Origin of the sequence: Nocardia sp. NBC_01499 (assembly GCF_045040275.1) — a bacterium.
Lineage (GTDB): Bacteria > Actinomycetota > Actinomycetes > Mycobacteriales > Mycobacteriaceae > Nocardia.
On sequence record NZ_CP109426.1, the window covers coordinates 860,582 to 886,478 of the forward strand.

Here is a 25,897-nt window from a genome sequence, read left to right on the forward strand (position 1 = left end):
ACTTCACGATTCGAGCCCGCACCAGTCGCGTCGATAGGACGCCCAATCCTGTTGCGTGGCGGCGAAATCGACGTACAACGCGACACCGAACGCCTGTCGCCCAGGTGCCGTGCGTCCCAATCCCATTCGGACGCCGCGGATTGCGCCTGCGACGGTCTCGGCCGATCCGTGGTGGCCGAGATCGTCGGCCCAGAACGCGGGCAGTCCCATCAACAGGTCAACGGCCGTCGGCGTGACCTGGAGGGCGAGCTCGGTCTGCTGCGCGACATAGCCGCCGTACAGCGACACCATCGGCATCGACGTGTCATAGGACATCAGTGCGACCTGGTCGACACGACGCGCCACGTCGGCGAAATACGCTTGCGCCCACCATTTTCCGTGGTCGGCCACTGCGATACCGACGGCATGCAATCCCGGCAGCGGATCGATCTGCGGGGCCGATACCGACAGCACCACCTTACGGTCCGCAGTGACCGCATGTACCTGGTCCAGCAGCGCCAAGAATCCGCGCGAACCGGAACGAACCGGCTCGATATCGAGGTGAATCCCGTCGAAGCCGAGCTTCAGCGCCTGCTGCGCGGAAGCGGCGATACGGGTGCGCACCTCGGGCCGATCCACTTGCAGCCCATCGAATTCCGGCGCGGCCAGATCGCCGAGCCAGGACTGCACCCGCGCCCCTGGCAGCATCCGATGCGCCGCGTCGACGAACCACTCGGCCCGCGGCGACAGCTCCGCGGGCAAGCTGCCGTCGTGCGCCAACGGGCCGGTATGCACGAACAGGTCCTTGATCCCGGTGCCGCGCAACAGGGTTGCCAACGCGGCAACGTCATCATCGGTCTTTCGACCGTCGACCCACGCATGGCCGAGCCACACCGCGTCCCGGCCGCTGGTTCGAGCATCTGCCGCGGGTTCGCCCGCGTACTCCAGTCGCAACACGATCCCCGCCGCACCCACCACCGTCAGCACCACGCACACGAACACCAACAGCACCACCGAGGCTCTGCGCCACGTGAACGCCTTTCGCCAACGCGACACCAATCCCCCATCGTCGGATGCTGCTGCCGCAGCATCGGTCTCACCGTTGCGAAGGTACTACCTGTCGACCTCGGCCGGTTCGTCACCGGACGCCGAGTAAGCGATCGAGTGCCTGTGCACCCGAGTCGGTGAGGTCGATCGCACGCCGGGATTCGTGCCGTCTGATCCATCCGGCATCATCCATTCGGGTCAGCAGCGCGGCGCCGAGCGCACCGCCGAGATGGTGGCGTTGCTCGCTCCAATCGACGCAGAAACGCAGCAGCGGGCGGCGACGGCCGCGCAGCTCATCGAGGTCGACACCGAGCGAGGCGAAGACCGGCTCGGCAGCCGGGCCCAAGGTGTAGGAGTGGGTGCGCAGCGGGGCCGATAGCGGATCATCTTCCGCGCGTTCGGTTCCCGCGCCGCCGTCGACGCGGGTCAGCGCGCGCTTGCTGAGCAGCGCCTCGGTCACCGCGACACCGAGCCGACCCGCGAGATGGTCGTAACAGCTTCGGGCACTGCGCATGGCGGCGGCGCGGGTCGACTCGCGCAGCGAGCGAACGGGCCGGTGCGGGGCGAGCGCGGCGAGGGCTTCGAGCGCCGTCGCGACCTCCGGATCGGCCAGCCGGAAGTATCGGTGCCGACCCGATCGCCGCACGGTGAGCAGTCCGCCGTCGACCAGGCGGGACAGGTGTTCGCTCGCGGTGGACGCCGCGACACCCGCCTCGGCGGCCAGTACCGAGGCGGGTAGCGCGCGACCGTCGGCCAGGGCGAGCAGCACCCGCGCCCTGGTCGGGTCCGCGAGCAACGCGGCGACGGCGGCGACGTCCGCGAAACCGGAAGTGCTCATCTCTCCAGTGTGCGACGACGACACTTCGGCCGGCACCGAAGGATTATCGGGCAAGACTTCGACCATGACCACGAGACTCCGAACCGCGAATCGGCCGGATACGGCGAATGCGCGCCGCGTACTCGGCGTGATGTGCGCCGGAATGTTCCTGGTGCTGCTCGACGTCACCATCGTCAATGTCGCACTGCCGAGTATCGGGCACAGCCTGCACACCGACACCGCGATGCAGCAGTGGGTGGTGGACGGGTATGTGGTGGCGATCGCCGGTCTGCTGCTGGCGGGCGGCGCGATCGGCGACCGGATCGGTCATCGGCGGGTGCTGCTCGCCGGATTCGCGATCTTCGGTGCCGCGTCGCTGGTCTGTGCGCTGGCCCCGTCGGTCGGTGTGCTGATCGGCGCGCGGGTCGTGCAGGGCATCGGCGGTGCGCTGCTGCTGCCGAGCACGATGGCGGTGATAGTGGACGTCTTCCCGAGTCGCGGTGAGCAGGCCAAGGCGCTCGGCACCTGGGCCGCCATATCGTCGGTCGCGCTACCGGCCGGGCCGCTGCTTGGCGGACTGCTGATCGGCGGGCTCGGCTGGCGGCCGGTGTTCTGGATCAATGTGCCGCTGACCATCGCGGCGATCATCGCGACGGTCGCGGTCGTCCCTGAGCGGCCTCGAATCCCGCGCGCGGGACGCCTGGACCTCCCTGGATTGGGCGGCTTCGTGGTCGGACTCGGCGGATTCGTCTTCACCGTCATCTCCGCGGGCCATCACGTGGGTTGGCGGATCCTGTCGATATCGACCGCCCTGACAATCGCCGGACTCGCGACAGCGCTGATGTCCGCCCGGCGCAGTACCAATCCGATCCTGCCGCTGGATCTGCTCCGTCGCCGAAACTTCCTCAGCCCCAACATAGTCGCGCTGACGATGAACCTCGTATTCAACGGCACACTGTTCGTCGGAATGCTCTATCTCCAAGATGTCCAACACCTTTCACCACTGGTCGCCGGTGTCTCGGTGCTGCCGTTGGCCATTCCGCTCATCGCCCTCGCGCCGGTGTCGGGCCGGATCACCGCCCGCCGGGGCCCGCGCACGGCACTCGCGATCGGCTGCCTACTCGCCATCGTCGGCATGCCGATGTTGACCCAACTGCGCACGGACCACGGAATCGCTTGGCTGCTAGCCGGATTCACCCTGCTCGGCTGTGCCGGTGGCCTGGTCACCGCGTCCGCTGTTGCCGCGGTCGTCCGTGCCACCCCGCCGGACCGGTCCGGGCTGGCCACCGGCGTTTCCAACACTTCTCGTCAAATCGGTACCGCCACGGGCGTCGCCCTCTTCGGCGCTGTCGCCGGTTCCCCGGCGTCAGACCACTTCGTCGACGGAATCCACCTGCTGGCATTGATCGCCACCGCGCTATGGATCGTCGCACTGATCATCACGCTCACCGGCATCGAAAACCGCTGAACTGACCGATCATCCGACTACCTCCCGATCAGTTCGACATCGATCGGGAGGTAGTCCCGGCATGACCGGATCGATCAGCTCAACGCAGTTGCCGCCGGGGATGAGCAACACCCTGGTGCACAGCATGCGGTTTCGTCGGGTTTGACGGCTTTGATGATCGCGGAATGCATCCTTTCAGCGACAAGGTGAGTGGAGTTGATCTCGATGTCGACGAATCCCGCCGCGTTCAAATGGTTTCGGTACTCGGTGAACGACAGCGCCCCAGCGATACAGCCGCAGTAGTCTCCGCGTTCAGCGCGCTGGGATGGGGTCAGCTCGTCTTCGGCGACGACATCGGCGATACCGATGCGCCCACCCGGGGTGAGGACTCGAACCATTTCAGCGAAGACAGCGGGCTTGTCGACCGACAGGTTGATCACACAGTTGGAGATCACGACATCGATAGTGTTGGCGGGCAATGGAATCGCCTCGATGTGTCCCTTGAGGAACTCGACATTCCCGATTCCGGCCTTGACTGTGTTCGCCAGCGCCAAGGCCAGCATTTCCTCGGTCATGTCCAGGCCGTACGCCTTACCGGTCGGCCCGACGCGACGCGCGGACAACAGCACGTCGATCCCGCCGCCGGATCCGAGATCCAGGACGCGTTCTCCCGCACGCAGTTCCGCGACCGCGGTCGGGTTGCCGCAACCCAATGACGCCGCGGTGGCTTGGATCGGAAGCTGGTCGCGGTCGGCGGCATCATAGAGGCTCGTGCCGAAGGTCTGGTCGACCGCGATCGGGTCGGTCCCGCAACAATCCTCGGCGACCCCGCCTACGGTGACAGTCCGCGCGGCCTGCGCGTACCGGGCGCGGACGGTTTCGCGGAGCTCGGTCTGCTGCTGATCTGTCATGACATCACGTCCCTGACTGGTTCGAATCCAGGCCGCAATACGTATCCGACCTGGCTGCATTGATGGTTATCGATACAGATTGCGCTACTGCATCGAAGTCTGTCAATATAGATAGGTGTCTAAACAGGATCTGCCGGTGATCGCCTCGCCCGACTGCTGCGACAGCACCCTCGGTGCCCCACTCGAGGTCGCGGCCGCGGTGGAATTGGCCAGTGCGTTCAAGGCGTTGGCCGATCCGGTCCGGCTACGGTTGCTGTCGTTGATCGCCTCCCGCTCCGGCGCGGAAGTCTGTGTCTGCGAACTGACCCCGCGGTTCGACCTGTCCCAGCCCACGATCTCCCATCACCTCAAAGTGCTGCGCGAAGCGGGGTTGATCGACTGCGAGCGGCGTGGCACCTGGGTCTACTACTGGGTGATACCCGCAGCGCTGCAACGACTTTCCGACGTCCTACACACCTCGGGCGCCGAAGCGCTCACCTGAGTTCTACTTGACGTGCCCGATCCGCTGGTTCATCCAGTCGCCGAGCCATTGGACGGCGTTGCGGCCGGAGCCGTCGACGACCAGGGATCCGTAGTTCGAGTGCACGCCGGAGGCGACAAAGCTTGCGGCACTGAGGCCGTCGACGATGAGGTTGCTCAGGTTGACGTCGCGGAACGTTGCCATTTGAGTGAGCGGGCCGGTCAGGTCGGCCAGGTCAGGGGCCTGCTGAGCGACGGTGTGCACCGGGGTGTCCGCCCGTCTGCCGAGCACCTGCGGCGGGGGCTGCTGCGCTTTGCCGGTCAGCAGGTCGGCGGCGACCGTGGCCAGGTCGGCGCCGATCGGCACCAGGCCGGACAGGTCGGCCAGCACACCGGCCAGGTCGGGCGCTTGCCCCGGTGGCGGAACCACCTTCGCGAGCACCGACGACGCGACGTCTTGGATCCGGCCGACGATGTTCGCCAACCGCGCGACATCGACGTTGGCCAGGATCGAGGTCACCTTCGCCGCGACCTCGGTGTAGCCCTGCCCGTCCGGGATCATCGACAGCACCTGCGAGATCCACCTGAGGTCAACGCTCCCAACAAGTTTCACCAGCGGGTCGAGCTGCGAGTTCAGCTCGCCGGCGATGTCACTGGCACCCTCGGCGTCCATCCCGGCGACCTTCTGCGGCAGCAGCGTGAGGTTGTCGAGGATCCCGGCGAAGTCGAACGAGGTGACGTCGGCGGCCACGTCCAGTGCCTGATCCACCAGCACGGTCGGCTTGAGCAGCGACAGGATTCGCGTCGAAGATCCGAGGATGTCGGTCGGGGTGGAGGCCAGCGGTGCGACCCGGTGGCGGGCGGTGCTGGCCTCGGCGCGCAGCGAGCGCGCCTTGGGCGAGCCAGCGGGAAGTTCGCCGACGCCGCTGTTCAGCAGCTTGGTCGCGGTATCGGCGATCGTGCTCACCGCCGAGGCGGCACCCGAGAGGTCGGATCGCCCCGCCATGGTGAGGACCTGTCCGGCGTCGCGCTCGGCCGACCCGGCGGGGGCGGCGGTCAGCCGGGCGGTGGCGGCCGGGTTGGCCGCACCGGAGTCGAGCAAATCGGCGAGTGGGTCGAGGGTGTTCGACAGTTTGTCGGCCGTGATGCGGACTCGCGCCAGATCGATGCCGGTGGGGGCGGCGAGCTCGGCGGTCAGACCGGCGACTGCTGCGGCCAGGCCCGGAAGGTCGGCCTTCGAGAAGTCCGAGGTCAGGGCCGCGGCCATCGGAAACCCAGCGTTGGCCGCCGGTACGGCACCGCTGAGGGCCTTGCTCAGGATCGAGCCGAGCTCGCCGAGCAGCGGGTTGATGCCCTTTTGGATCGAGCAGTACAGGTCCCTCGGGTCACAGATCGAGGTGACCCGGCCCGAGAGTTTGCCCATGCCCTGCGGCCGGGGATCGGCGATCCCGGTGCCAGCGGTGCCGGGACCGACCACGACTTCGCCCTTGGTGCCCGCACCCGGGTCGGAGAGCAGGCCGACGGCCAGCACCCGGTCAGCGGCGACCGGGCCGCGATCGTTGCCGATTTCGGCGGCAAGATCGCCCGCCGCGTCGGCGCCCTGACTGTAGCCGTTGATGGTGAATCTGGCGGTGGGGCAACGGGTTCCGTAGTCACGCAAGACGGCGTTCGCGGTGTTCAGCGCGGTGTTCTTGCTATCGGCATAGGTGTAGCCGTTATCGAAAGCGCGAGCCATATAGGGGGTGAAATAGATTTCGGATCGCGGACCCTGCTCGCGTTCGATGGCGTCAGCGATCGGCGCGAGCATGCCGACGGGTCGCGCGGGGTCGGCGTTCTCGTCGGTCTCCCAGGTGCCCGGGATGAACAGGTTGAATGTCGCCGCACATGGCATCGGCTCGGCGTGCGTGACGGCGGGGGCGGTGACAGCGGTCGAACCGACGGCAACACCGACGGTCACCATTGTGGTGACCATATACCGCTTGGACGAACGCATGACTGCACCTCACTACCGAACTCGCCTCGGTTGCCGATCGCCGCGGGCACGCGCATCGCCGAGCCGTCCGCCGCGCGTGGCGGTCCGGTTGCCGGGCGAAATAGCGTGCCGCGCTTCGATATATGGAATTCATGTCGAAGGGGACCACCTTCGAGGTGGTCTCTTCAACTGGTCGATCCGGGATAACGGTAAATCAATTTCCCGAATCATGAACTCCGAGCCGCGTCCTACTTATGTTGTTTAAGAGGCACTTTCAATTGGCCGCATGTGCTCCCGCGCCCATTCCTCGAAGCTGGTAAGCGGGATGCCGAGGTCCCTCGCGTACTGCGGGCGCGCTGGCTGGCCAGCCACGTTCGTCCACTCGTGCGAGGCGCCCATGGCGGGCATTCCGGCGGCGATGGCCTGCTCCTCGGTCATATCCGGTGCGCTTAGTTGTGTGCCGAGCGCGCGAGAGAGGACCTCGGCGATCTCCGTCATCGACAGGTAGTCGCTCGCCAACTCCAACTCGACCCCGTCGAACCGTTCCGGTTCCGCGATGGCCGCGGCGGCGGCCTTCCCGATATCGTCCACCGCGACCAGCGACAACCGAGTCTCCGGCTTCAACACACTCACCAGGCCGCCCTCGATGCCGCGCGGGAACAGGAACTTCAGCGACAGCAGGAAGTTCTCCATGAAGAAACCCGGCTTGAGCAGCGTCCAGTGCGCGAAGCCAGCCGCGCGGACCCGATCCTGAAGCGCGGTCTTCGCAGCGAAATACGGTTCCATCGAAACCCAGCGGCCCTTGGCCCAACCGGGAACTTCAGTGTGCTGGCCCGCGCCACTGACCGACGTGTGCACGAACTGCGGCACCCCGGCGATCTTCGCACCCTCGATGAGGTTGACGCCCTGGGCCACCTCCCCGTCGAAATCCAAGCCCGCCGCAGACATCGGTGGCCGTTGCACCGAGAAGACAGCCCGCGCACCCGCCGCGGCCCGAATCACCGAATCCCGGTCGCGCAGATCACCGGTAACCAGTTCTGCGCCAAGCGATTCGACAGCCTTGGCCCTGCCAGTAGCCGGGTCGCGCACCAGAGCACGCACGGGAACGCCAGCGGCCAGCAAGGCTCGAACTGTCGCGCCCCCTTGTTTGCCGGTGGCACCGGCGACCAGAACCGGCGCGGAATCTGTGGACATAGACTTCACACTGTAGGCCGATAACGCCTGCCTACAAGCCCCTGCTATTAGGTGATTGCGCGGCGGCGTAGGAGGCGAGGCCGTCGGCCATCTGCCGCATGACGCGGCGCATGATCATTGGCACCGAAAGCCCGGCTGACGCAAATGGTTTGGCAGGACAGCGGCCGACCGGAGTGGGTGACCGCGATCCGGCGGGCGCTCGCCAATGGCCCGCCGGTCCCCGCGCGCACTGGACCGCCTGCGCTCGGTCATGGTCGCGCAGAATGACGGCTGATCGAGGTGGATCAGACTGCGGGAGAGAGGGTTTCGTCGAGCCAGTCGAGGATGCGGGCGTAGGCCAGGCGCTGCGCGCCAGTCTGACAGTGCGCGTCGGCACCGTCCTCGGCGGTGAATTCCAGATAGGTCTTCGGCCCGGTCAGGTTCTGGTAGAGCTTTTCTGGCTGACCGGCGAAGAAGCCGTCGTCCTCGGCCGCGCACACCAGGACCGGGCAGGTGATCAGCTCGGCGGTGCCGTCGGCGAGGGTGTAGTCGAGGTAGGAGGCGGCGAAAGCGCGTGGCGAGTCGACACCCATCACGTACATGCCGTGGCTGATCGCCCACCGCACCATCGGGTAGGCCGCCATGTTCTTTTCCATGATCTCGTCCACCTCCGGGTCATGCTCGGCCCGCAGCCGTCGTTCGGCCTCGGCGCGGTCGAAAGGCAATGACGCAGTGCTGATATCGCCGAGGTCGTAAACCCCGTCGAGCGCGATGACCGCGGCGATGCGCTTGTCGAAGGCGGCCGCGCGCGGGGCAAGCAATCCGCTCATGCTCAGACCGAGCAACGCGATTTGCGCCGGGTCCACCTCGCTGCGAGTCAACGCATAATCCACCACCGGGGTGACGACATGTTCCCAGTCCGGCCGGAAGGTCAATCCCTGATGGTGGCGGGTGCCCGGCTGGCCGGGTCCATCGAAGGTCAGCACGTTGTAGCCGCGCTCCACCGCCGCGGCGGCACCCGAGAAATGCATTTCCTCGGCCGAACCGTCGAATCCGTTGAACATCACCAGCGTCGGCCTCACCGCGCCGGAGGTGTCGGCACGGTAGAAGTAGCCGGGAAGTGTGGTGTCCTCGTAGGGGATTCGCACGGGTTCGATCACCGGGGTGAACAACGCGGCCGCTCGATGAAAGCAGTCGACCTGCAGATCGTAGGCGTGCAGGATGCGCGGATCCGCGGCATTGCCGTGCAGGAAGAACTCCGCCGCCCGGTAGTAGTTCGAGGCTCGCAGGAAGCCGTCACGCGCGCTGATCGCATGCCCGGCATCGAGCGCCGAATGGGCTTGGGCCGCAACGCGATCGGCGGTGATCAGCCACTGATCGTGCCAGCTGTCGTAGTCGCCGGGGATGATTCGCTCGCTGGTGACCGCCACCTCACCGAAATCGGCTCCGCCGTAAGCGATATGACCGAAGGCACGCAACGTCTCAAACCAGAACTGCGGGTCCTCGGCGAAGAACAAGGGCTTCATTTCCTACTCCTAACGCAAGTAATGACTGCGTTAGTGACTGTACGCCGCAGCGCCTCGCAAACGCAAGAGCCAACTGCGTTAAGCTGAAGAAGTGACGGAGATGGACACCCCTCGCCGACCGGGCGGGCGCAGCGCCCGCGTCCGGGCATCGGTACATCGGGCGGTCACCGAACTGGTGGCCGAGAACGGATACGGCAACTTCACCGTCGGCGATGTCGCCGCCCGCGCTGGCGTCGCCGATTCGAGCATCTACCGCCGCTGGGGCAGCCTCGAGGCGCTGACCAGCGACGTGGCACTCACCTGGCTGACAACCAATTCGCCGATCCCCGACACCGGCAGCCTCGACACCGATCTACGCCACTACGCGGCAGGCGTGGCGCGCGACGTCAGCGGCCCCGACGGACTCGCCGTCCTGCATGTCGTCATCGCCCTATCCCGGGCGGGCGCGGCCGGAAACAAGGCCCGCGACCAATTTCTCGACGAACGACGCAAGCAACTCCAACAAATGCTCGACCGCGCACCCGCCCGCGGCGAACACCCACCCGACGCCCTCGATGTGGTCGACCACATCCTCGCCCCCATCTACCTCCGCACCCTATTCGGCGCGGGCACACTGACTTCCGACTACCTCGACACCCTCGTCGATCGCCTCCTCGCCGTCACGGTCACCTAACCCGGACCTCCGCCGAGGATGCCTGTGCAGCAACAACACCGGCGGTCCAGGCGTCCCGAAACTGCCTCGACCGGCCACTTCCACAGCGGTGGTACGTTGGCGATTGTGCGCACCGAGGGAGATACCTGGGACATCAACACCAGTGTCGGGTCCACGGCGGTATTCGTCGCCGCGGCCCGCGCGTTGGCAGGTCGGCGACCAGAGCCGCTGGCCGTCGATCCATACGCCGAGGTTTTCGTGCGTGCCGCGGGACCTGAGTGGGCGGATCTGCTCGACGGCAAGGTCACCGAGCATTCGCTGCTCGACCCGGGGTTCGGCGCGTCCTTCCAGACGTTCCAGGAAGCACGCACCAGATACTTCGACGACTACTTCGCCGCGGTCATGGCCGCCGGGGTGCGCCAGATCGTCATCCTGGCCGCCGGACTCGACGCGCGCGCCTATCGCCTGCCCTGGCCCGACGGCACGATCGTCTACGAACTCGACCTCCCGCCGGTGCTGGAATTCAAGCGGCAGGCCTTGGCCGCCAACGGCGACAAGCCGCGTGCCGACCGTCGCGAGGTACCGGTGGATCTGCGCGAGGATTGGCCGAAGGCGTTGCGCGAGCACGGTTTCGACCCCGCCGCCCCGACCGCGTGGCTGGTCGAGGGGCTGCTGCCCTACCTGCCCGCCGACGCGACCGACCAGCTGTTCGACAATATCGAGCGAACCAGCGCTCCCGGCAGCCGAGTCGCCATCGAGGAACTCGGCAAGCAGCCCGAACCGGCCGGCACGGAAGTCGAGCAACCGGAATCCGTCGTAGCCGCCCGATCCGACTGGGAGTCGCTGGTCTACAACGAGCAGCGCCCCGACGCAGTGCGATGGTTCACCGCGCGAGGCTGGCACGCCGAGGGCATCAGCCTGCCGGACTACCTCGAATCACTGGGCCGGAAGACCGCTGTCGCCTCCGACAGCGTCCAATTGATGCCGTCGCTGATCGGCCTGACGACCGCGGTCCGACCCGCTAGCTAGGGTCGGTGGCGTTGTGCTGAATCCGCCGCAGCATGGCCTGTAGTTGATTGCGTTCGTCGGCCGAGAATCCGGCGTAGAGCTGCGCCTCGACCTGCTCTTGGATGGTCCACAGCGCGGCGATCGCGTGTTCCCCATGGCCGGTGATCGTGGCCAACCCCGCCTCCACGATCAGGTAGTTACTGCGGGCCAGCGGCGCCAGCGCGGCAGCTACCTCGTCGACACCCGACCCGACATCGCGCGCGAGTTGAGCCAGGGGTGCGGACCGATCGCACGCCAGCACCATCAGCAACACCACCTGGGTGCTGTCGAGATCACCGACCTCCCGCAACCGCGCATCGAAGGCCTGCCGCACCAATTGACCCGCGGCAGTGAGGTCGCGGCCGAGGGTGTTCCGAATTCGATCCGTCAACATGGCGAGCACCATCCTCATCCGTAACTCGTAGATGCTGATACCGGTCGCCACCCCGACATTGAGCGATTCGATCGCACCGGCCATCGGGATCTGCACGACAAGGTCCGCGGCCGCCGTGGTGGCCGCGTCGACGCCGTCGGTCTCGTTGCCGATCACCAGTGCCACCCTGCCGCCACGCAGCGGTGCCATCGACTGCAGATACGCGCCACGCGGACTGGTCACCACCACCTGAAAGCCGGACTCCTGCAACGCTTTCACCGCGGTAAGCGGATCGGCGAACCGTCGGACGCGGACACCGAGCACAGAGCCGCGCGCCGCGTCCAGCACGCGCCGCGACCCGAGATCGGTCGAATCATCGGTCAGCACAACGTCTTCCACGCCGAGCGCCTTCGCCGTCCGCACGATCGTGCCCAGGTTTCCTGGGTCGGCGACCTGCGCGCAGACAACCGCGAAATCACCGTATGCCGCGCCTTGGCCGACCTCGGCTGGCATCTGCGCCACCGCAAGCCAGCGCACCGGCTTGGCGCTACCGGTGATCTTGCGCAGCAGACCCTCCCTGACCACGTGCACCGCAACGCCCGCGCCACGCAGCTCATCACCCAACGCCCGATCATCGACCGTGTCGGAATGCAACGCGAAGACCAGGGCACCCCCTGCGGACCGTACCTGACTGATCAGGGCCGATCCCTCGACGAGGCAGCGACCAGCCGCGGCGCGCCCTGCCCTGCTTGTCAGTGCCCGCGCCGCGACGACGCGCGCGTCTTTGATCGAATCGATGATCTCCATGGCCTGTCCGAGCGTAAGGCGCTGCCCGGCAGACGGGTAATCGAGCCCTTCAGCGCGGCGGGCGCAGTACCTTCAACGCCGCCTTCACGATCGGCCCCGGCACGCGGTCCCGCATGCTCAACGCCGCCGCGGCGGCCCTGCCGCGCACCTCGGTGCCGCGGCCGAACATCTTGTTCAGCGGGCCACCCGACGGCTCCAGGTCGACGTGCAGCGGCGGCCTGCCTTCGGCCGCGCCGAGCGCGTGTGCGATGACGATGCGCTGAATCTCACTGGTGCCCTCGAAGATGGTGTACAGCTTGGCATCTCGGTACCACTTCTCCACCGGATGGTCACTGATATAACCCCATCCGCCCATTGTCTGGATCGCGCGTTCGGTGGCCTTCACGGCAACCTCGCTGGCGGCCAGCTTCGCCATCGAACCCTCACCGCGTTCGAAGGGCACACCGTTGGCCGCCATCCAGGACGCCCGCCAGGTCAGCAGCCGGGCGGCGTCGATCTGGGTGGCCAGATCCGCGATGGGGAACGCGATGCCCTGATTGTCGATGATCGGCGCACCGAACGCCTCGCGCTTGTTCGCGTAGGCGGTCATGTATTCCACAGCGGCCCTGGCGATTCCGAGCGCTTGGGCGGCAACCATCGGACGCGTCTGCTCGAAAGTACCGAGCGTCACCGAACCGGACCGGCCGCCACTGCGCGCCGCCTCGCGCCGCTTGGCCAGCGCGTGCTCGAGTTTCTCCACGCCGCCGAGCAGATTCTCCATCGGTACCCGCACGCTGTTGAACTTCAGCTCCGCGGTGTGCGATGCGCGACAACCCATCTTGTCGAGCTTGCGTACCAGCTCCAATCCCGGTGTGCCGCCGGGCACTACGAACAGCGCCTGCCCGCGATGCCCCAGTTCCTCGTCCACCACCGCGTTCACGACATGCACGGTGGCGATGCCGCCATTGCCGATCCACATCTTGTGACCGTCGATCACCCAGTCGTCGCCGTCGCGGACGGCCCGCGTACGCAGGTTGCGCACGTCACTGCCGCCCTCGGGTTCCGATATCGCCAGCGCCGCGAGCTTCAAATCCCCTGGTGTGCCGAAACATTCAGGCGCCCACTGCAACATCTGCTCGGGTGTGGCGGCTTGGCCGATCGCCGAAAGGGCAAGCGCGGGCATCACGATCGCCAACCCGATCCCCGCGCACCCCCAGAACAACTCCTCCATGAACATCGGCAGCGACAATCCCGTCGGGTCGCCGATCAGGTCGCGATAGAACAACGGGCTGTAGAACCCCCGCTCGGCGGCCTCCTCGAGCACCGGCCACGGAAACTCCTGTTCCCGGTCGTAGTGGGCCGCCACGGGCCTGATGCAATCTTGCGCGAACTCGTGCGCCCGCTTGGCCAGGTCGTGCTGCGCCGCCGTCGGGGTCAGGTCGAAAGTCACCGTTGGGCGATACCCGCAAACAGTCCGCCGACACGCTGAATCGCGAATTTCGACACATGCGATCAAGAAATGCGCCCCAGAGTCCGGGTACAGGCCCCGAACGTCCCCCCGAAGGCCGACCGCTGGATGGCACAGGCCACCGGTCTGAGTAGCCTGGCGGGAGGACCGCTCACCATCCAGCTGCACACCGACCGCTACGGACAGGATGCGCGATGACAGTGCTCGTGGCGGGATCGACCGGCTTCGTCGGCAAACGACTATGCCCGGAATTGGTGGCCGCTGGTCATTCTGTGCGTGCCATGACCAGACATCCGGAGTCCTATCGAGGTAGCGGCGCTCCCGTGGGCGGCGACGTCGCCGATATCGGCTCGCTGCGCACCGCAATGGCCGACTGCGCTGCCGCTTACTACCTCGTACATTCATTGGCGGACAAGGACTTCGAGCATCGCGATGCCGAAGCGGCGCGTAACTTCGGCCGCGCCGCCGCCGCTGCGGGCGTGCGACGGATCATCTACCTGGGCGGCCTCGGCGCGGACGCCGATGACCTGTCCGCGCATCTGCGCAGCAGACGCGAGGTCGAGGGGCTGCTCGCGGCGGCAGGGGTTCCGGTGACCACGCTGCGCGCGGGCATCATTGTCGGCCACGGCGGCATCTCCTGGGAGATCACCCGCCAGCTCGTTGAGCACCTGCCCGCCATGGTCACGCCTCGCTGGGTGCACACCAGGACCCAGCCGATCGCGGTCGACGATGTGGTCCGCTACCTGGTCGGGGTGTTGGCGAAACCCGAAACCGCCGGGCGCGCTTTCGATATCGGCGGCCCGGATGTCCTGGAGTACGTCGACATGCTGCGCCGGGTCGCCAAGATCGAAGGCCGCCCCTTCGTGGTGATGCCGGTTCCGCTGCTCTCGCCGCGACTGTCCTCGCTGTGGTTGTCCCTGGTGACCGATGTGGACACCACGACAGGGCGTACGCTTGTCGATTCGATGAGCAACGAGGTGGTAGTGCGGGACAACAGCATTCGAGATCTGGTGCCCTTCGAACCGCTGGACTATGACGCCGCCGTGTTGCGCGCCCTCGGCGAGCGCGCCAAAGCAGGCCGAACTTCATGATCCGCGAATTCTTGGCCACTCCAGGACTTTCCACTCGCCGACGGCGTGTCGCCGCCGTCGCGGTGGCAGGCACCGGACTACTGGGCGCCTCCTTCGCCGCCGAACCGGATTCCGCCGAGTTCTACCGCCTCACCCTGGCCACCGCGGCGACCTGGGCACTGGGCGGACTCCCACCCGACACCGGGGACAACCGATCTCGACGAGCCATCCTCTCCCCCATCCTGATCGGCGGCGCAACGTTCACCGTGTTCTACGGATGCGCCCTGATCGCCCGCCGAATCCCCCTCTTGCGCAAGGCAATCGCCAGCGTCCTGCGTTACGCCGAACAAGGCCCCACCCCGCGGGTACTGGTGATCACCCTGGCCAACGGCGCCGCCGAGGAGATCTTCTTCCGCGGCGCCGTGTACTCGGTCGCAGGCCGACACCCCATCGTCGTCTCGACCGGCATCTACGCCTGCGCCACCACCGCGACCCGCAATCCCGCCCTGGTCCTGGCCTCGATACTCATGGGTACCCTGTTCGGCCTGCAACGCCGAGCCACCGGCACCATCCAGGCACCGCTGCTGACCCACCTCACCTGGTCGACCCTGATGCTGCGCTACCTGCCACGCTTGTTCCACTGAGGCACCAAACATGTTGCCCGAGCAGCGGATAGCGCTAGATGGCGAGCTGTCACTCGCGACAACCCGCCATCATCGCGGCGGCTACTCGGTGAACGCGACCGCGCCGGAGGGGCAGATGTTGACCGCCTCGCGGACGGCCTCCTGACTGGCCGTGTCCGGGTCCGGGTTCAACACCTTGACCAGGCCGTCGTCGTCATCCTGATCGAAGACGGCGGGGGCGGTCAGGGCGCACAGGCCTGCGCCGATGCAGACGGTTCGGTCGGCGGTTACCCGCATGTGGACTCCTTTCGTGCTTGGCCCGGTGGTGATCACCAGGTGACCGGGAGTTCGTTGACGCCTTGAATTGTCGTGCCCGGCCGCAGTTTCAGTTCCGCGACCGGAACGGCTAGTCGCAGCGTCGGAATGCGCTCGAACAGTGCCGTAAGGATGATCTCGAGTTCCAGGCGGGCCAGGTTCTGGCCGAGACACTGATGCACACCGTAGCCGAACGCGATGTGATGGCGAGCCGAGCGGTGCACATCGAAGGTGTCCGGCTCGGCGAACACCGAACCATCGCGATTGGCAATGGAATTGGAGATGATCACGCCCTCGCCCGCCTTGATCAACTGCCCGTCGATCTCGATATCGGCCTTCGCGAATCGGCTGCCCGCGATGTCGGCGATGGCGAGATAGCGCAACAGTTCCTCGACCGCACCAGGGATGAGAGTCGGGTCGGCACGCAGCGCGGCGTGCTGGTCCGGGTGCTCGAGCAGGGTGATCACCGACAGCGAGGTCATCGATGCCGTTGTCTCGTGGCCGGCGACGAGCAGCAGTATCGCGGTCGAAACCAGTTCCGCGCGGTCGATCTCGCCGTTCGCCAGTTGATCGGCGACCAGGGCGGACAGCAGGCCGGGGCCTGGTTCGGCCTGCGCCCTGGTGATCAGCCCGTCGAGGTAGGCGTCGAGTTCATCGCGCGCGGCGATCGCCTCGGCCGCGGTCGTCGACTGCACCAGTCGTCGGCTCGCGTCCTGGAAGAGCTCGTGGTCCTCGTAGGGCACACCGAGCAGGCGGCAGATCACCATGGACGGCACCGGCAACGCGAACTGGCTGACCAGGTCGGCCGGTGGGCCCGCGGCGAGCATGTCGTCGATGAAGCCGTGCACGATCCGCTCGATGTCGGCCCGCATGCCCTTGACCCGCTTCACGGTGAACTCGCTGATCAGCATCCGCCGCTTCGCGCCGTGTTCCGGCGGATCGAGGCTGATGAACGCCGGCGGGCGGTTCTGGAAACTGCGGAAACGTGGTGAGGTGGCCGGGAAGTGGGCGTGCGTCCGATCCGAGGACAGCCGAGGGTCGGCGAGCAGTGCGCGGGCGGTCTCGTGCTTGGTGACCACCCAGGCCGAGTGGCCGTCGAAGAGGGTCACCTGCCGCAGCGAGGCCTCGCCGTCTCGGAGTCGGGAATACTGCTCGGGTAACTGATAGGGGCAGGTGCGGTCGCTCGGAAAGGCGGGAGCGTTGGTGGATCGGGGCGTCGTAACAATGTCGGTCATCGGTCCCCTTAAGATCATAAGATACGTTTGGTACTCTATTTCCAGATTAAAGTGTCTTCCCAAGCAACGCAACGTTTTTCAGGAGACAAGCTGCCAGTGAACGTCCGGCAATCCGTCGACGCGACGGACAACTACCGCAAAGGCACGCGCAGGCGCGGCGAGGAACTGGAGCGCGCCATCCTGGAGGCGACGCTGGACGAACTAGCCGAGGTCGGCTACTCGGGGCTGACCATGGAACGGGTCGCCCTGCGCGCGCACACCAGCAAGACCGTCCTCTACCGCCGCTGGGCGGGCCGCGCGGAACTGGTGGTGGACGCGAGCAAGATGGGTGGGGTCTCCCATGTCGACATCCCCGACACCGGCTCGCTCCGCACCGACGTCATCACCATGATGCGGCGGATGTCGGCAAAGATGGCAACACCTTTCGGCGGCATCATGCGCGGCCTGCTCGCCGAGATGACGCGCGATCCCGAACTCGGCCGCCTCATCCGCGAACGGGTGCACCGGGTCGGCTCGTCGCCGATCCACACCATCCTCGAACGAGCCGCCGAACGCGGCGAAGTCGACCGCGCCATCCTGCACTCCCGCCGCGCCACCGTCGCACCCGACCTGCTGCGCAACCAGTTCCTGCTGTTCGGCGCGCCGGTCGACGATGCCGTCATCATCGACATCGTCGACGAGGTGTACCTGCCGCTCGTCCTGCTCCCCACCGCCAAACGTACTGGCCAACAGGATAGTTCGCCGGAGTAGCCCTACTCCACGCCCGCCGGTGCACGCAGCGCGGCGGCGAAACCCGATTCGCCCTGGATTTCGCCGCCGCGCGCTCGATCAGCGCGTGCCGCCGGTGACGAAGGCGACCCGACCGGCCAGTGCGGGAGCGCGATCAGCGGCGCAGCTGATCGAGGGCGATCGCGGCCGCATTGGCGCCGCACATGCCGTGCGCGCCAGGCCCCGGCGGGGTGGCGGCCGAGCAGATGAACATGCCGGGTACACCGATACTGTACGGCGACAGCGTGATTCGCGGTCCGAACACCAACTGCCTGATGTCCTTGGACCCGGTCATGATGTCGCCACCCACATAGTTGGGGTTGTACGCGGCCATCTGCGTGGTGCTACGGACGGTATAGCCGACGACGCGCTCCCGGAACCCGGGCGCGTACCGTTCGATCTGCGCGATGATCGCCTCCGTGGCGTCACCGGTGTAACCGTTGGGCACGTGCGCGTAGGTCCACAGCGGGTGCACAGTGCCGACCGAGCGCTGCGGATCGGCCAGGTACTGCTGCCCGACCAGGACGAACGGCCGCTCCGGCATGCGTCCCGCGTGAATATCGCGTTCCGTGGCGGCCACTTCGGCATAGTCGCCGCCGACGTGCACCGTCCCGGACCTGCGTGCGTCCGAGTTGGTCCACGGCACGCCGCCCTCGACGGCGAAGTCGACCTTGAAGGCGCCCGGCCCCTGCCGGAACCTCCGATAGGCGTTGGCGATTCGCGGCGGCAGCCGGTCGCCGAGGATGCCTGCCACCGCGTCGGGCGCCAGGTCGAACATCGTCACATCGGCGACCGGAAGTTCGGCGACGTCCTCGATCCGGGTGCCGGTCTCGATCTTGCCGCCCAGGTCGGTGAGCAGCGCGGCGAGCGCGTTGATGATCGACTGCGAGCCGCCCGCCGCGACCGGCCACCCGTGCCGATGCCCCGCGGTGATGATGCCGAGCCCGATGGCCGCGGTCATGGGGTAGTGCAGCGGCCGGAAGGCATGTGCCGCAATGCCGCCGAACAGTGCCCTTGCCTCGTCGGTCCGGAAGACCCTGGCCAGGGTGGACGCGGGCAGCACGGTCGGCATGCCGAATCGAGCCAGCGTCAACGGATGCCGTGGCACGCGCAGCAAGGGCATCATGATGTCCTCGGCCAGTTCGTCATAGTGGCTCGACGGGCCATCGAACAGTGCCCGCCACCGGGAGCCGTCGCGGCCGAACCCGGCGGCGGTGTCGGCCACGGACCGGCGCAGTACCCCGGCCCGGCCGCCGTCGATCGGGTGGACGCAGTCGATTTCGGTGGTGCGCCAAGACAATCCGTAGCGATCGAGGCCGAGTTCGGCGAGGAACCGCGAGCCGACGGCCATCGGATGCACCGCCGCGCACTGATCGTGCAGCAGGCCGGGCAGCAGCGCCTCGCGGGTGCGGGAGCCGCCGCCGATCTCGTCGGCGGCCTCGAGCACGGTCACCTGCACCCCGGCTCGGGCCAGGGCCACGGCGGCGGCGAGTCCGTTGGGCCCGCCGCCCACCACAGTCGCGGTTGTCATGCCAGTGCTCCGTGTCCGTGATCCTGCTCGCCGCGCACCTGCTGCCGCGCCGCACGAGTCCAGTTGACCGCCAACGGGATCGGGCCATTAGGCAGCCAGGGCTGCTCCGCGACCGCGTCCGAGACCCGCCAGGTGCCCCGCTCGATCACGCCGAGCGCGGCGTCGATGACCTGATAGTGCTGCACCTTGCTGCCCCAAGCCTGCGATTCGACCCAGACCACCACGGCCTCACCGGGTTCGAACGCGGCCTCCCGTTGCACCGCGGCGATGAAATCGGCGTTGTGCAGATGGCCGTCGCCGAAGTTGAAGCCGATCAACGAGTTACACAGGAACTCGCCTTCGCGCACGGTCCTTGTGTCGATATCGGGTAGGTTCTTCAGCAGCACCGAAAACAGTCCGCGTCCCTGGCTGTGCATGGTGCGCCAGGCGATCACCTGCTGCATGGTCACCTCGGCCCATTCCGGTTCGTACCCGAACTCGACGAACTGATCGACCTGATTCTTGGCGGTGCGCGTCACCCTGTCCAGTTTGGCCTCCGCCCCCGGCTCGAAGGCCCAAACCGCCGAGGCCCAGTTGCCCGCGTACTGCCGCATGGACGGCAGGAACGACACCTTGTCGGGCCGGAAGTTGCCGAGGACAGGGAACAACAGCAGCGCGGCGATGAGCAGCACGGCCAGCCACGGCGAGGAGATATCGGTGAGCGCGTAGCCGTGCCAGTTCGGGAAACCGAGGAACAGGAACACCGTCGCGTAGGCGAACAGCACATTCCATTCCAGCGGCACCGCGAGCGGGAACGTGGAAACGATGAACAGGTGGAAGACCACCATCACCGTCGCCGCGGCCACCGTGAGCCAGATATTGGTCGAGAAGAACAGCAGCAGCGGCGCGATCACCTCGACGGTGGTGCCACCGACATGGGCCATCACATCGGCGACCCGCGAAGGCCGCAGATCCCGTGGGAAGTCGCGATAATGCGCCCGCTTGAGCCAGCCGAACGGCACCGACGGGCTGTTGCTCACCATGGGCGGCACCACGAGCGAGAAGTGCTTGCCGAACTTCGAGACACCCGCGCCGACCCACACGACCAGGATCAGCAGCTTGAGCGCGATGATCATGTCGACGAACGGCAGTGCGGCGAAGAAGATCAGCGCGGGCAGGTACTGCTCGCCGCGCGCGCCGAGGAAGATGGTCTTGTCGCGCAGGCCGTTCAGGATCAACAGCACGACCGGGGCGATGAGCAGCGCCGGTCGCACCAGGCCGGAGGCGTTGTCCGGTACGGCCGCCGACAGCGAATCACTGTGTGCGCCAGGGACGAACAGCGGGATCGCGACGCTGACCAGAAACGCCACATATAGCACCACATCGATCGGGCCGCGCCGATCCCCCGCGGTGAGCGGTATCCACTTGAACGGCCGCAACCTGATGGTGCCCGGCCTGGCCCAGAACAGGATGCCGCCGGTCATTGGCTTGACCTTCCCGGCGAGCGGACCCCACGAACCGGCGATGCCGATGGTCTCCAGCAGCACGGTCCACAGCACCACCTTCTGGTAGACGATCGGCTGGTCCCACCACTGCGAAACATGCCAGAAGGCGGGCAGATTCGAGGTCGCGGTGGCGACGATGACGCCGCCGAGCGCATAGAGCACTACCAGCTTGAGAATGTAGATGGTGTGCACCATGCGCGGTGAACCGAATCCGTGCTCGGCCCAGTGCAGGGCGAGCACGCGCATCCGCTCCATCAGCGGCTCGCGCAAGAATGTCGCCGGATCTACCTGCGGCAGATCGGGTTTGGTGAATCCCATGGTCTTACTCCTTGGTCGATGCGGGTGGGAATCAGAGCTGATCCGCGGCGATTCGCCGCAGCGTGGGTTTGTCGATCTTGCCGACGGGGTTCTTGGGTAGGTCTTCGAGAACCGTGATGGCAACGGGCAGCTTGTATTTCGACAACGCGCCGCGTACGTGCGCCTGGATCTTCTCGGTGTCGAGCGCGGCGCCGGAGTTCAGCGAGACGTAGAGCACCGGCTCCTCGCCGTACACCGGATGCGCCCGGCCGACAACCGCCGCCTCGGCGATCTCGGGCAGCTGGTAGACGACGGTCTCGATTTCCTTGGGGTAGATGTTCTCCCCGCCGCGGATGATCATGTCCTTGGCGCGGTCGACCAGCACCAGATAGCCGTCTTCGTCGATACGACCGACATCACCGGTGTGCAGCCAGCCGTCCACGATGGTGCGCGCCGTCTCGTCGGGGCGATTGAGGTAGCCGCGCATGACATTCGGCCCGGATACCAGCACCTCACCGGCCGCACCGTCGGGTACCGGGGTGCCGTCGGGTTCGGCGATCCGAATCCGCTGGCCCGGCAAGGGGATTCCGACGGTGCCCGCCTTGCGCTGGCCGTACAGCGGGTTGATCGTGCTCGCGCACGAGCCCTCCGACAGGCCGTAGCCCTCGATGATCGGTATGCCGTAACGGTTTTCGAACCTGGTGAGCAGTTCGACGCTGGCCGGTGCGGCGCCACAGACGGCGAAGCGGACCGAGGACGTGTCTGGCCGCACGTCGTCCGGCAGATCCGACAGCATGGTGTAGATGGTCGGCACCGCCGAGAAGTAGGTGGCCCGGCTGCGTTCCACGCGGTCGAAGAAGGTCCGCACGCTGAACCGACCGGCCACCGTGGCCTGACCGCCCGCGAGCAGCGGCGAAAGCAGTCCCGCCACAATGCCGTTGACGTGGAACAGCGGCAGGATCAGCAGGCTGTGATCGGCGGCGGTGAGTGCGAACGCCTCGATCACCATGGCGCACATGGCGTTCAGGTTGGCATGGTCGAGCATGACGCCCTTGGGGCGGCCGGTGGTCCCGCTGGTGTAGATGAGCAGGGCGAGCGCGTCGTCACCGATATCGGCGGATTCCGTCGCGGCCGGTTCGGCGGTGACCAGCTCGGCCACCGGAATAACGGTCTCGACCGGTGCCGCGAAGTCCGGAAGCTGTTCGGCGATCAGCACTTTCGCACCCGCGTCGGCCATCTGGTAGCCCGCCTCGACCGCGGTCAGCGACGGGTTGATGGTCGTCACCGCGGCGCCGAGACGCCATGCGGCGAACAGTGATACGACGAAACCGGCGGTATTCGGGAGCATGACCGCGACCACGTCACCGGCCGCGACGCCGGCCGCGCTCAGCGCGCCCGCGGCTCGGCACACGGTATCGAGGAACTGGGTGTTGTCCAGCGTCACGGTGTCATCGGCGAGCGCGGGCGCGGTGGGGATCGCGTCGGCTCGGCGATCGGGCAGAGTTGTCAGATTCATGGGCTGTCCTCGGGAAAGCTGGGCGAGCGAATGCCGATAACGGTAGAAATCCAGGCCGTTCGTGACACCGTCGCGCGCCGACGAACTTCGCCGACCCCGTTGTCCCCGGAGAACAAGAGCCGCCAGAACCGTCGATTCGGCACCGCACCGGCGGCCCGGTATCTACCGTGGAGGGGTGACGAGCATTCGTCGCGACGCCGATGTCGATGTGCGCCCGTATGTAGCGGGGATCGCCGCCCGCCTGAACGAGCGGGTGACGCGGATAAGCGCGAGTCTGCGCGACGGCCTCGAGGACGATATCCCCGAACTGCGGGGCGATTCGCGCACCGTCGAACTGCTAGGCGCCAGCGTCGAGGGCAATGTCGACACCCTGCTGCACGCCCTGCGCCACGACATCCCGGTGACCCGCATCCAACCGCCCGCGGCGGCCATCGAGTACGCCAAACGCCTTGCCCAGCATGGCGTTCCGGTCAACGCGCTGATTCGCGCGTACCGCCTCGGGCAGCGCCGGATGACCGATTTCGTCTTCGCCGAACTGCGCGCGGTCGACATCCCGCCGGAGGACCGGATCGGTGTGGTGGAGACCATCACCACCATCCTGTTCGAGTACATCGACTCGATCACCCAGCAGGTCGTCGCCATCTACGAGGCCGAACGCGAGCAGTGGGTGGAGAGCCAGAACAGCAATCGGGCGCTGCGCGTGCGCGAGGTGCTGGCCGGTCGCAAGCCCGTCGACGTGGACGCCGCCACCGAGTCCATCCGTTATCCGCTGCACTGGCAGCACGTCGCGCTGGTCATGTGGTATCCGGACACCGAGGACGACAGTGACCAGCTGCTCGGGCGGCTGCAACGTTTCCTGCGGGAACTCGCCGAAGCGGTGGGCACCGGCGCGAATCCGCTGTTCGTGGCGGCCGATCGGGGCAGCGGTTGGGCCTGGCTGCCGTACCGGTCCGCCCGTCCGGACACCGTCACCGCGATTCGGGCGTTCGCCGGAACCCGGCCCGGCACACCGCGGCTGGCGATCGGCGAGCAGGGCCCCGGCCTTGCCGGGTTCCGCCGCTCGCACCGGCAGGCGCAGGCCGCCTGGTCCGTCGCGGTGACGAGTGGCCTTGTGGCGCAACGGATCATCGCGGCCGGTGATCCTGGGGTCGGGGCCGCCGCACTGCTCGGCGGCAATATCACGGCGGCGCGCGAGTGGGTGGACGAGGTGCTCGGCGAGCTGGCCGCCGACAACGACAACGACGCGCGACTGCGCGAGACGCTGCGGGTGTTCCTGCGCACCGGATCCAGTTACAAGGCCGCGGCCACCGAACTCGACCTGCACTTCAACTCCGTGAAATACCGGGTGGGCAGGGCGATTTCGCGGCGCGGCCGGCCGATATCGGACGACCGGCTCGAGGTCGAGTTGGCGCTGCTGCTGTGCCACAGCTACGGATCGGCGGTGCTGCGACCGGAATCACCCTGACCGCCCGCCGGGGACAAAGATCGCGACGCACTTCGTTCTCCGGGCACAATGGCACACCGCCGCTTCGGATCTACCGTTCTCCTCATCGAATTCCACCGCAGCGCACCCACACCAAGCGCTCCATGGACGATCCGATGCCCGCCGACAACGCGGTCGCCAGGCATCGAAGGCCGCACCGCGTCACCGCCGCCGCGCACCAGGCAACCAGGCAGTCGCCGCGCCATCGAGGAGAACGACTATGACCACCACCATCGACGATGCCGACGAACTCGCGGCTCCGCTCGATCTGCTGCTGACCAGTTCGGCCATCGGCATCGGCCGCCGCATGCTCCCCAATACCTCCTGGACCAGGCTCGGCCTGGCGCTGGCCCGCAAGCCGCGCACCGTGGCCGGTCGAGCGAGCCGCCTCGGCCGCGAACTCGCGACCGTCGCCGTCGGCGAATCCGACCGCGCCCCCGGCAAAGGCGACCGCCGCTTCGCCGATCCGGCCTGGCAGGACAATCCGCTGTTCAAGCGCTCGATGCAGGCGTATCTGGCGACCAATGACACCGTCGACGCGTTGTTCTCCGACGCCGACCTCGATTGGCGCGACGCCGAGTGGATGCGGTTCGTGCTCGACAACGTGATGGAGGGTCTATCGCCGAGCAACAATCCGCTGCTGAATCCGCTGACCTGGAAGGCGCTGGTCGACACCGGCGGTCGCAGCGCGGTGCGCGGACTGCGGCACTTCCTTGCCGATGTGTCGCAGTCGCCGCGCGTGCCGTCCATGGTGCGCGCCGATGCCTTCACCCTCGGCGAAACCGTCGCGGCCACACCGGGTTCGGTGGTGTTGCGCACCGAGATGTTCGAGCTCATCCAGTACGCGCCGCAGACCGAGACGGTGCGGACCGTGCCGCTGCTGATGGTGCCGCCGGTGATCAACAAGTACTACGTCATGGATATCGCCCCTGGCCGCAGCATGATCGAGTACTTCCTCCGGCAGGGCCAGCAGGTCTTCGCCATCTCCTGGCGTAATCCCGGTGTCGACCAACGGGATTGGGGCTTCGACAACTACGGGCAGGCGATCATCGACGCGCTCGACGCCGTCGAGTCGATCACCGGATCCGAGCGCACCCACCTGCAGGCGTCCTGCTCTGGCGGCATCATCGCGGCGATGACCGCGGCTCATCTGACCGCCGTCGGCCAGGCCGACCGGCTGGCCGGGCTCACCCTGATGGTGACCGTGCTCGACCAGACTCGCGCGGGCTTCGCGGCCGCCGCCATCGACGAGCAGACCGCCGATATCGCCATCGCGCTCTCGGCCCGCAAGGGCTATCTGGACGGGCGCGCGCTGGCCGAGGTGTTCGCCTGGCTGCGGCCGACCGATCTGGTGTGGCGGTACTGGGTCAACAACTATCTGCAGGGCCGCGATCCGGCGCCGTTCGACGTGCTCTTCTGGAATGCCGACACCACCCGCATGGCGGCCGCGCTGCACCGCGACATGGTGTTACTCGGCGTGCACAACTCGCTCGCGACGCCGGGGCAGGCGCACATGCTCGGCACGCCGGTCGACCTCTCGCAACTGACCCTGGACACCTACGTGGTCGCCGGGATCGCCGATCACATCTCACCGTGGCAGTCCTGCTACCGCAGCGCCCGGCTGCTCGGCGCCAAGGATCTGCGGTTCGTGCTCTCCACCAGCGGGCATATCGCGGCGCTGGTGAACCCACCCGGAAATCCCAAGGCGTCCTATCGAATCGGCGCACCCGACGCCGCCGATCCGGCCGCCTGGCTCCAGGACGAGGACAAGCAGCAGGGCTCCTGGTGGCCGAACTTCACCGACTGGCTCGGCGATCGCAGCGGCGCGGACAAGGACGCGCCGAGCGCGCTCGGCAACGCCGAACTGCCGCCGCTCGACACCGCGCCGGGCACCTACGTCCTCGAGCACTGAAAGTGA

At 67.1% G+C, this 25,897-nt stretch carries 22 protein-coding genes; 9 read left to right on the top strand and 13 right to left on the bottom strand.

Going from position 1 to position 25,897, the window contains the following annotated elements:
- Positions 1-3 precede the first annotated feature (3 nt).
- Together OG203_RS03810 and OG203_RS03815 are read right to left on the bottom strand one after the other, a co-directional pair.
- Positions 4-1,035 carry a hypothetical protein gene (locus OG203_RS03810; RefSeq protein WP_405164254.1) on the bottom strand — a complete coding sequence of 344 codons (1,032 nt, stop codon included), beginning with the start codon at positions 1,033-1,035 and terminating at the stop codon, positions 4-6.
- Positions 1,036-1,117: 82 nt separating this feature from the next.
- Positions 1,118-1,864: an ArsR/SmtB family transcription factor gene (locus OG203_RS03815; RefSeq protein WP_405164255.1), complete on the bottom strand. Its 747-nt coding sequence runs from the start codon at positions 1,862-1,864 to the stop codon at positions 1,118-1,120.
- 64 nt (positions 1,865-1,928) lie between these two features.
- Here OG203_RS03815 and OG203_RS03820 point away from each other — a divergent pair, with 64 nt between their 5' ends.
- Positions 1,929-3,311 carry an MFS transporter gene (locus tag OG203_RS03820; protein ID WP_405164256.1) on the top strand — a complete coding sequence of 461 codons (1,383 nt, stop codon included), beginning with the start codon at positions 1,929-1,931 and terminating at the stop codon, positions 3,309-3,311.
- 74 nt (positions 3,312-3,385) lie between these two features.
- On the opposite strand, the gene arsM is transcribed toward OG203_RS03820, so the two are convergent.
- Positions 3,386-4,201, bottom strand: a complete 816-nt coding sequence (gene arsM / locus OG203_RS03825) for an arsenite methyltransferase (RefSeq protein WP_405164257.1) — start codon at positions 4,199-4,201, stop codon at positions 3,386-3,388.
- Positions 4,202-4,316: 115 nt separating this feature from the next.
- On the opposite strand from arsM, the gene OG203_RS03830 reads away from it, so the two are divergent.
- Positions 4,317-4,682, top strand: coding sequence for a metalloregulator ArsR/SmtB family transcription factor (locus tag OG203_RS03830; RefSeq protein WP_405164258.1), 366 nt, complete (start codon positions 4,317-4,319; stop codon positions 4,680-4,682).
- Between the two features lie 3 nt (positions 4,683-4,685).
- On the opposite strand, the gene OG203_RS03835 is transcribed toward OG203_RS03830, so the two are convergent.
- From OG203_RS03835 to OG203_RS03845, 3 genes are all read right to left on the bottom strand, one after another.
- Positions 4,686-6,653, bottom strand: coding sequence for a cutinase family protein (locus OG203_RS03835; protein ID WP_405164259.1), 1,968 nt, complete (start codon positions 6,651-6,653; stop codon positions 4,686-4,688).
- 240 nt (positions 6,654-6,893) lie between these two features.
- Positions 6,894-7,826: an NmrA family NAD(P)-binding protein gene (locus OG203_RS03840; protein WP_405164260.1), complete on the bottom strand. Its 933-nt coding sequence runs from the start codon at positions 7,824-7,826 to the stop codon at positions 6,894-6,896.
- Positions 7,827-8,110: 284 nt separating this feature from the next.
- A complete protein-coding gene (locus OG203_RS03845; RefSeq protein ID WP_405164261.1) occupies positions 8,111-9,331 on the bottom strand; it encodes an alpha/beta hydrolase family protein in 1,221 nt (406 codons plus the stop codon).
- Positions 9,332-9,431: 100 nt separating this feature from the next.
- Between OG203_RS03845 and OG203_RS03850 the strand changes: the two genes are divergently transcribed.
- Both OG203_RS03850 and OG203_RS03855 read left to right on the top strand, forming a co-directional pair.
- The gene (locus OG203_RS03850) at positions 9,432-10,004 is read left to right on the top strand and encodes a TetR/AcrR family transcriptional regulator (RefSeq protein WP_405167766.1); all 573 of its coding nucleotides are present in this window, start codon (positions 9,432-9,434) and stop codon (positions 10,002-10,004) included.
- A 105-nt stretch (positions 10,005-10,109) separates the two neighbouring features.
- On the top strand, positions 10,110-11,012 hold the full coding sequence (locus OG203_RS03855; RefSeq protein WP_405164262.1) for an SAM-dependent methyltransferase: 903 nt from the start codon (positions 10,110-10,112) through the stop codon (positions 11,010-11,012).
- On the opposite strand, the gene OG203_RS03860 is transcribed toward OG203_RS03855, so the two are convergent.
- Complete coding sequence (locus OG203_RS03860; RefSeq protein WP_405164263.1) at positions 11,005-12,210, bottom strand: TrmH family RNA methyltransferase; 1,206 nt, start codon at positions 12,208-12,210, stop codon at positions 11,005-11,007. The genes OG203_RS03855 and OG203_RS03860 overlap by 8 nt on opposite strands.
- A 49-nt stretch (positions 12,211-12,259) precedes the next feature.
- The gene (locus tag OG203_RS03865; protein ID WP_405164264.1) at positions 12,260-13,639 is read right to left on the bottom strand and encodes an acyl-CoA dehydrogenase family protein; all 1,380 of its coding nucleotides are present in this window, start codon (positions 13,637-13,639) and stop codon (positions 12,260-12,262) included.
- Between the two features lie 212 nt (positions 13,640-13,851).
- Between OG203_RS03865 and OG203_RS03870 the strand changes: the two genes are divergently transcribed.
- Positions 13,852-14,748 (top strand): NAD(P)H-binding protein, encoded by an 897-nt coding sequence (locus OG203_RS03870; protein WP_405164265.1) that lies wholly within the window; start codon positions 13,852-13,854, stop codon positions 14,746-14,748.
- Complete coding sequence (locus OG203_RS03875) at positions 14,745-15,371, top strand: CPBP family intramembrane glutamic endopeptidase (protein WP_405164266.1); 627 nt, start codon at positions 14,745-14,747, stop codon at positions 15,369-15,371. Before OG203_RS03870 ends, OG203_RS03875 begins: the two co-directional genes overlap by 4 nt.
- An 81-nt stretch (positions 15,372-15,452) precedes the next feature.
- On the opposite strand, the gene OG203_RS03880 is transcribed toward OG203_RS03875, so the two are convergent.
- Together OG203_RS03880 and OG203_RS03885 are read right to left on the bottom strand one after the other, a co-directional pair.
- Positions 15,453-15,647: a ferredoxin gene (locus tag OG203_RS03880; protein WP_405164267.1), complete on the bottom strand. Its 195-nt coding sequence runs from the start codon at positions 15,645-15,647 to the stop codon at positions 15,453-15,455.
- A 32-nt stretch (positions 15,648-15,679) separates the two neighbouring features.
- Positions 15,680-16,900 (bottom strand): cytochrome P450, encoded by a 1,221-nt coding sequence (locus OG203_RS03885; protein ID WP_405164268.1) that lies wholly within the window; start codon positions 16,898-16,900, stop codon positions 15,680-15,682.
- 96 nt (positions 16,901-16,996) lie between these two features.
- Between OG203_RS03885 and OG203_RS03890 the strand changes: the two genes are divergently transcribed.
- A complete protein-coding gene (locus OG203_RS03890) occupies positions 16,997-17,650 on the top strand; it encodes a TetR/AcrR family transcriptional regulator (protein WP_405164269.1) in 654 nt (217 codons plus the stop codon).
- Between the two features lie 133 nt (positions 17,651-17,783).
- On the opposite strand, the gene OG203_RS03895 is transcribed toward OG203_RS03890, so the two are convergent.
- From OG203_RS03895 to OG203_RS03905, 3 genes are read right to left on the bottom strand one after another with little or no spacing between them, the layout of a single operon-like run.
- Positions 17,784-19,199 carry a phytoene desaturase family protein gene (locus OG203_RS03895; RefSeq protein ID WP_405164270.1) on the bottom strand — a complete coding sequence of 472 codons (1,416 nt, stop codon included), beginning with the start codon at positions 19,197-19,199 and terminating at the stop codon, positions 17,784-17,786.
- Positions 19,196-21,001 (bottom strand): DUF3556 domain-containing protein, encoded by a 1,806-nt coding sequence (locus OG203_RS03900; RefSeq protein ID WP_405164271.1) that lies wholly within the window; start codon positions 20,999-21,001, stop codon positions 19,196-19,198. The genes OG203_RS03895 and OG203_RS03900 overlap by 4 nt, the downstream gene beginning before the upstream one ends.
- Positions 21,002-21,032: 31 nt before the next feature.
- Complete coding sequence (locus tag OG203_RS03905; RefSeq protein WP_405164272.1) at positions 21,033-22,496, bottom strand: class I adenylate-forming enzyme family protein; 1,464 nt, start codon at positions 22,494-22,496, stop codon at positions 21,033-21,035.
- Between the two features lie 175 nt (positions 22,497-22,671).
- Here OG203_RS03905 and OG203_RS03910 point away from each other — a divergent pair, with 175 nt between their 5' ends.
- Together OG203_RS03910 and OG203_RS03915 are read left to right on the top strand one after the other, a co-directional pair.
- On the top strand, positions 22,672-23,961 hold the full coding sequence (locus tag OG203_RS03910) for a PucR family transcriptional regulator (protein ID WP_405164273.1): 1,290 nt from the start codon (positions 22,672-22,674) through the stop codon (positions 23,959-23,961).
- A gap of 238 nt (positions 23,962-24,199) precedes the next feature.
- Positions 24,200-25,891 carry a PHA/PHB synthase family protein gene (locus OG203_RS03915; RefSeq protein ID WP_405164274.1) on the top strand — a complete coding sequence of 564 codons (1,692 nt, stop codon included), beginning with the start codon at positions 24,200-24,202 and terminating at the stop codon, positions 25,889-25,891.
- The last annotated feature ends 6 nt before the right edge of the window (positions 25,892-25,897 follow it).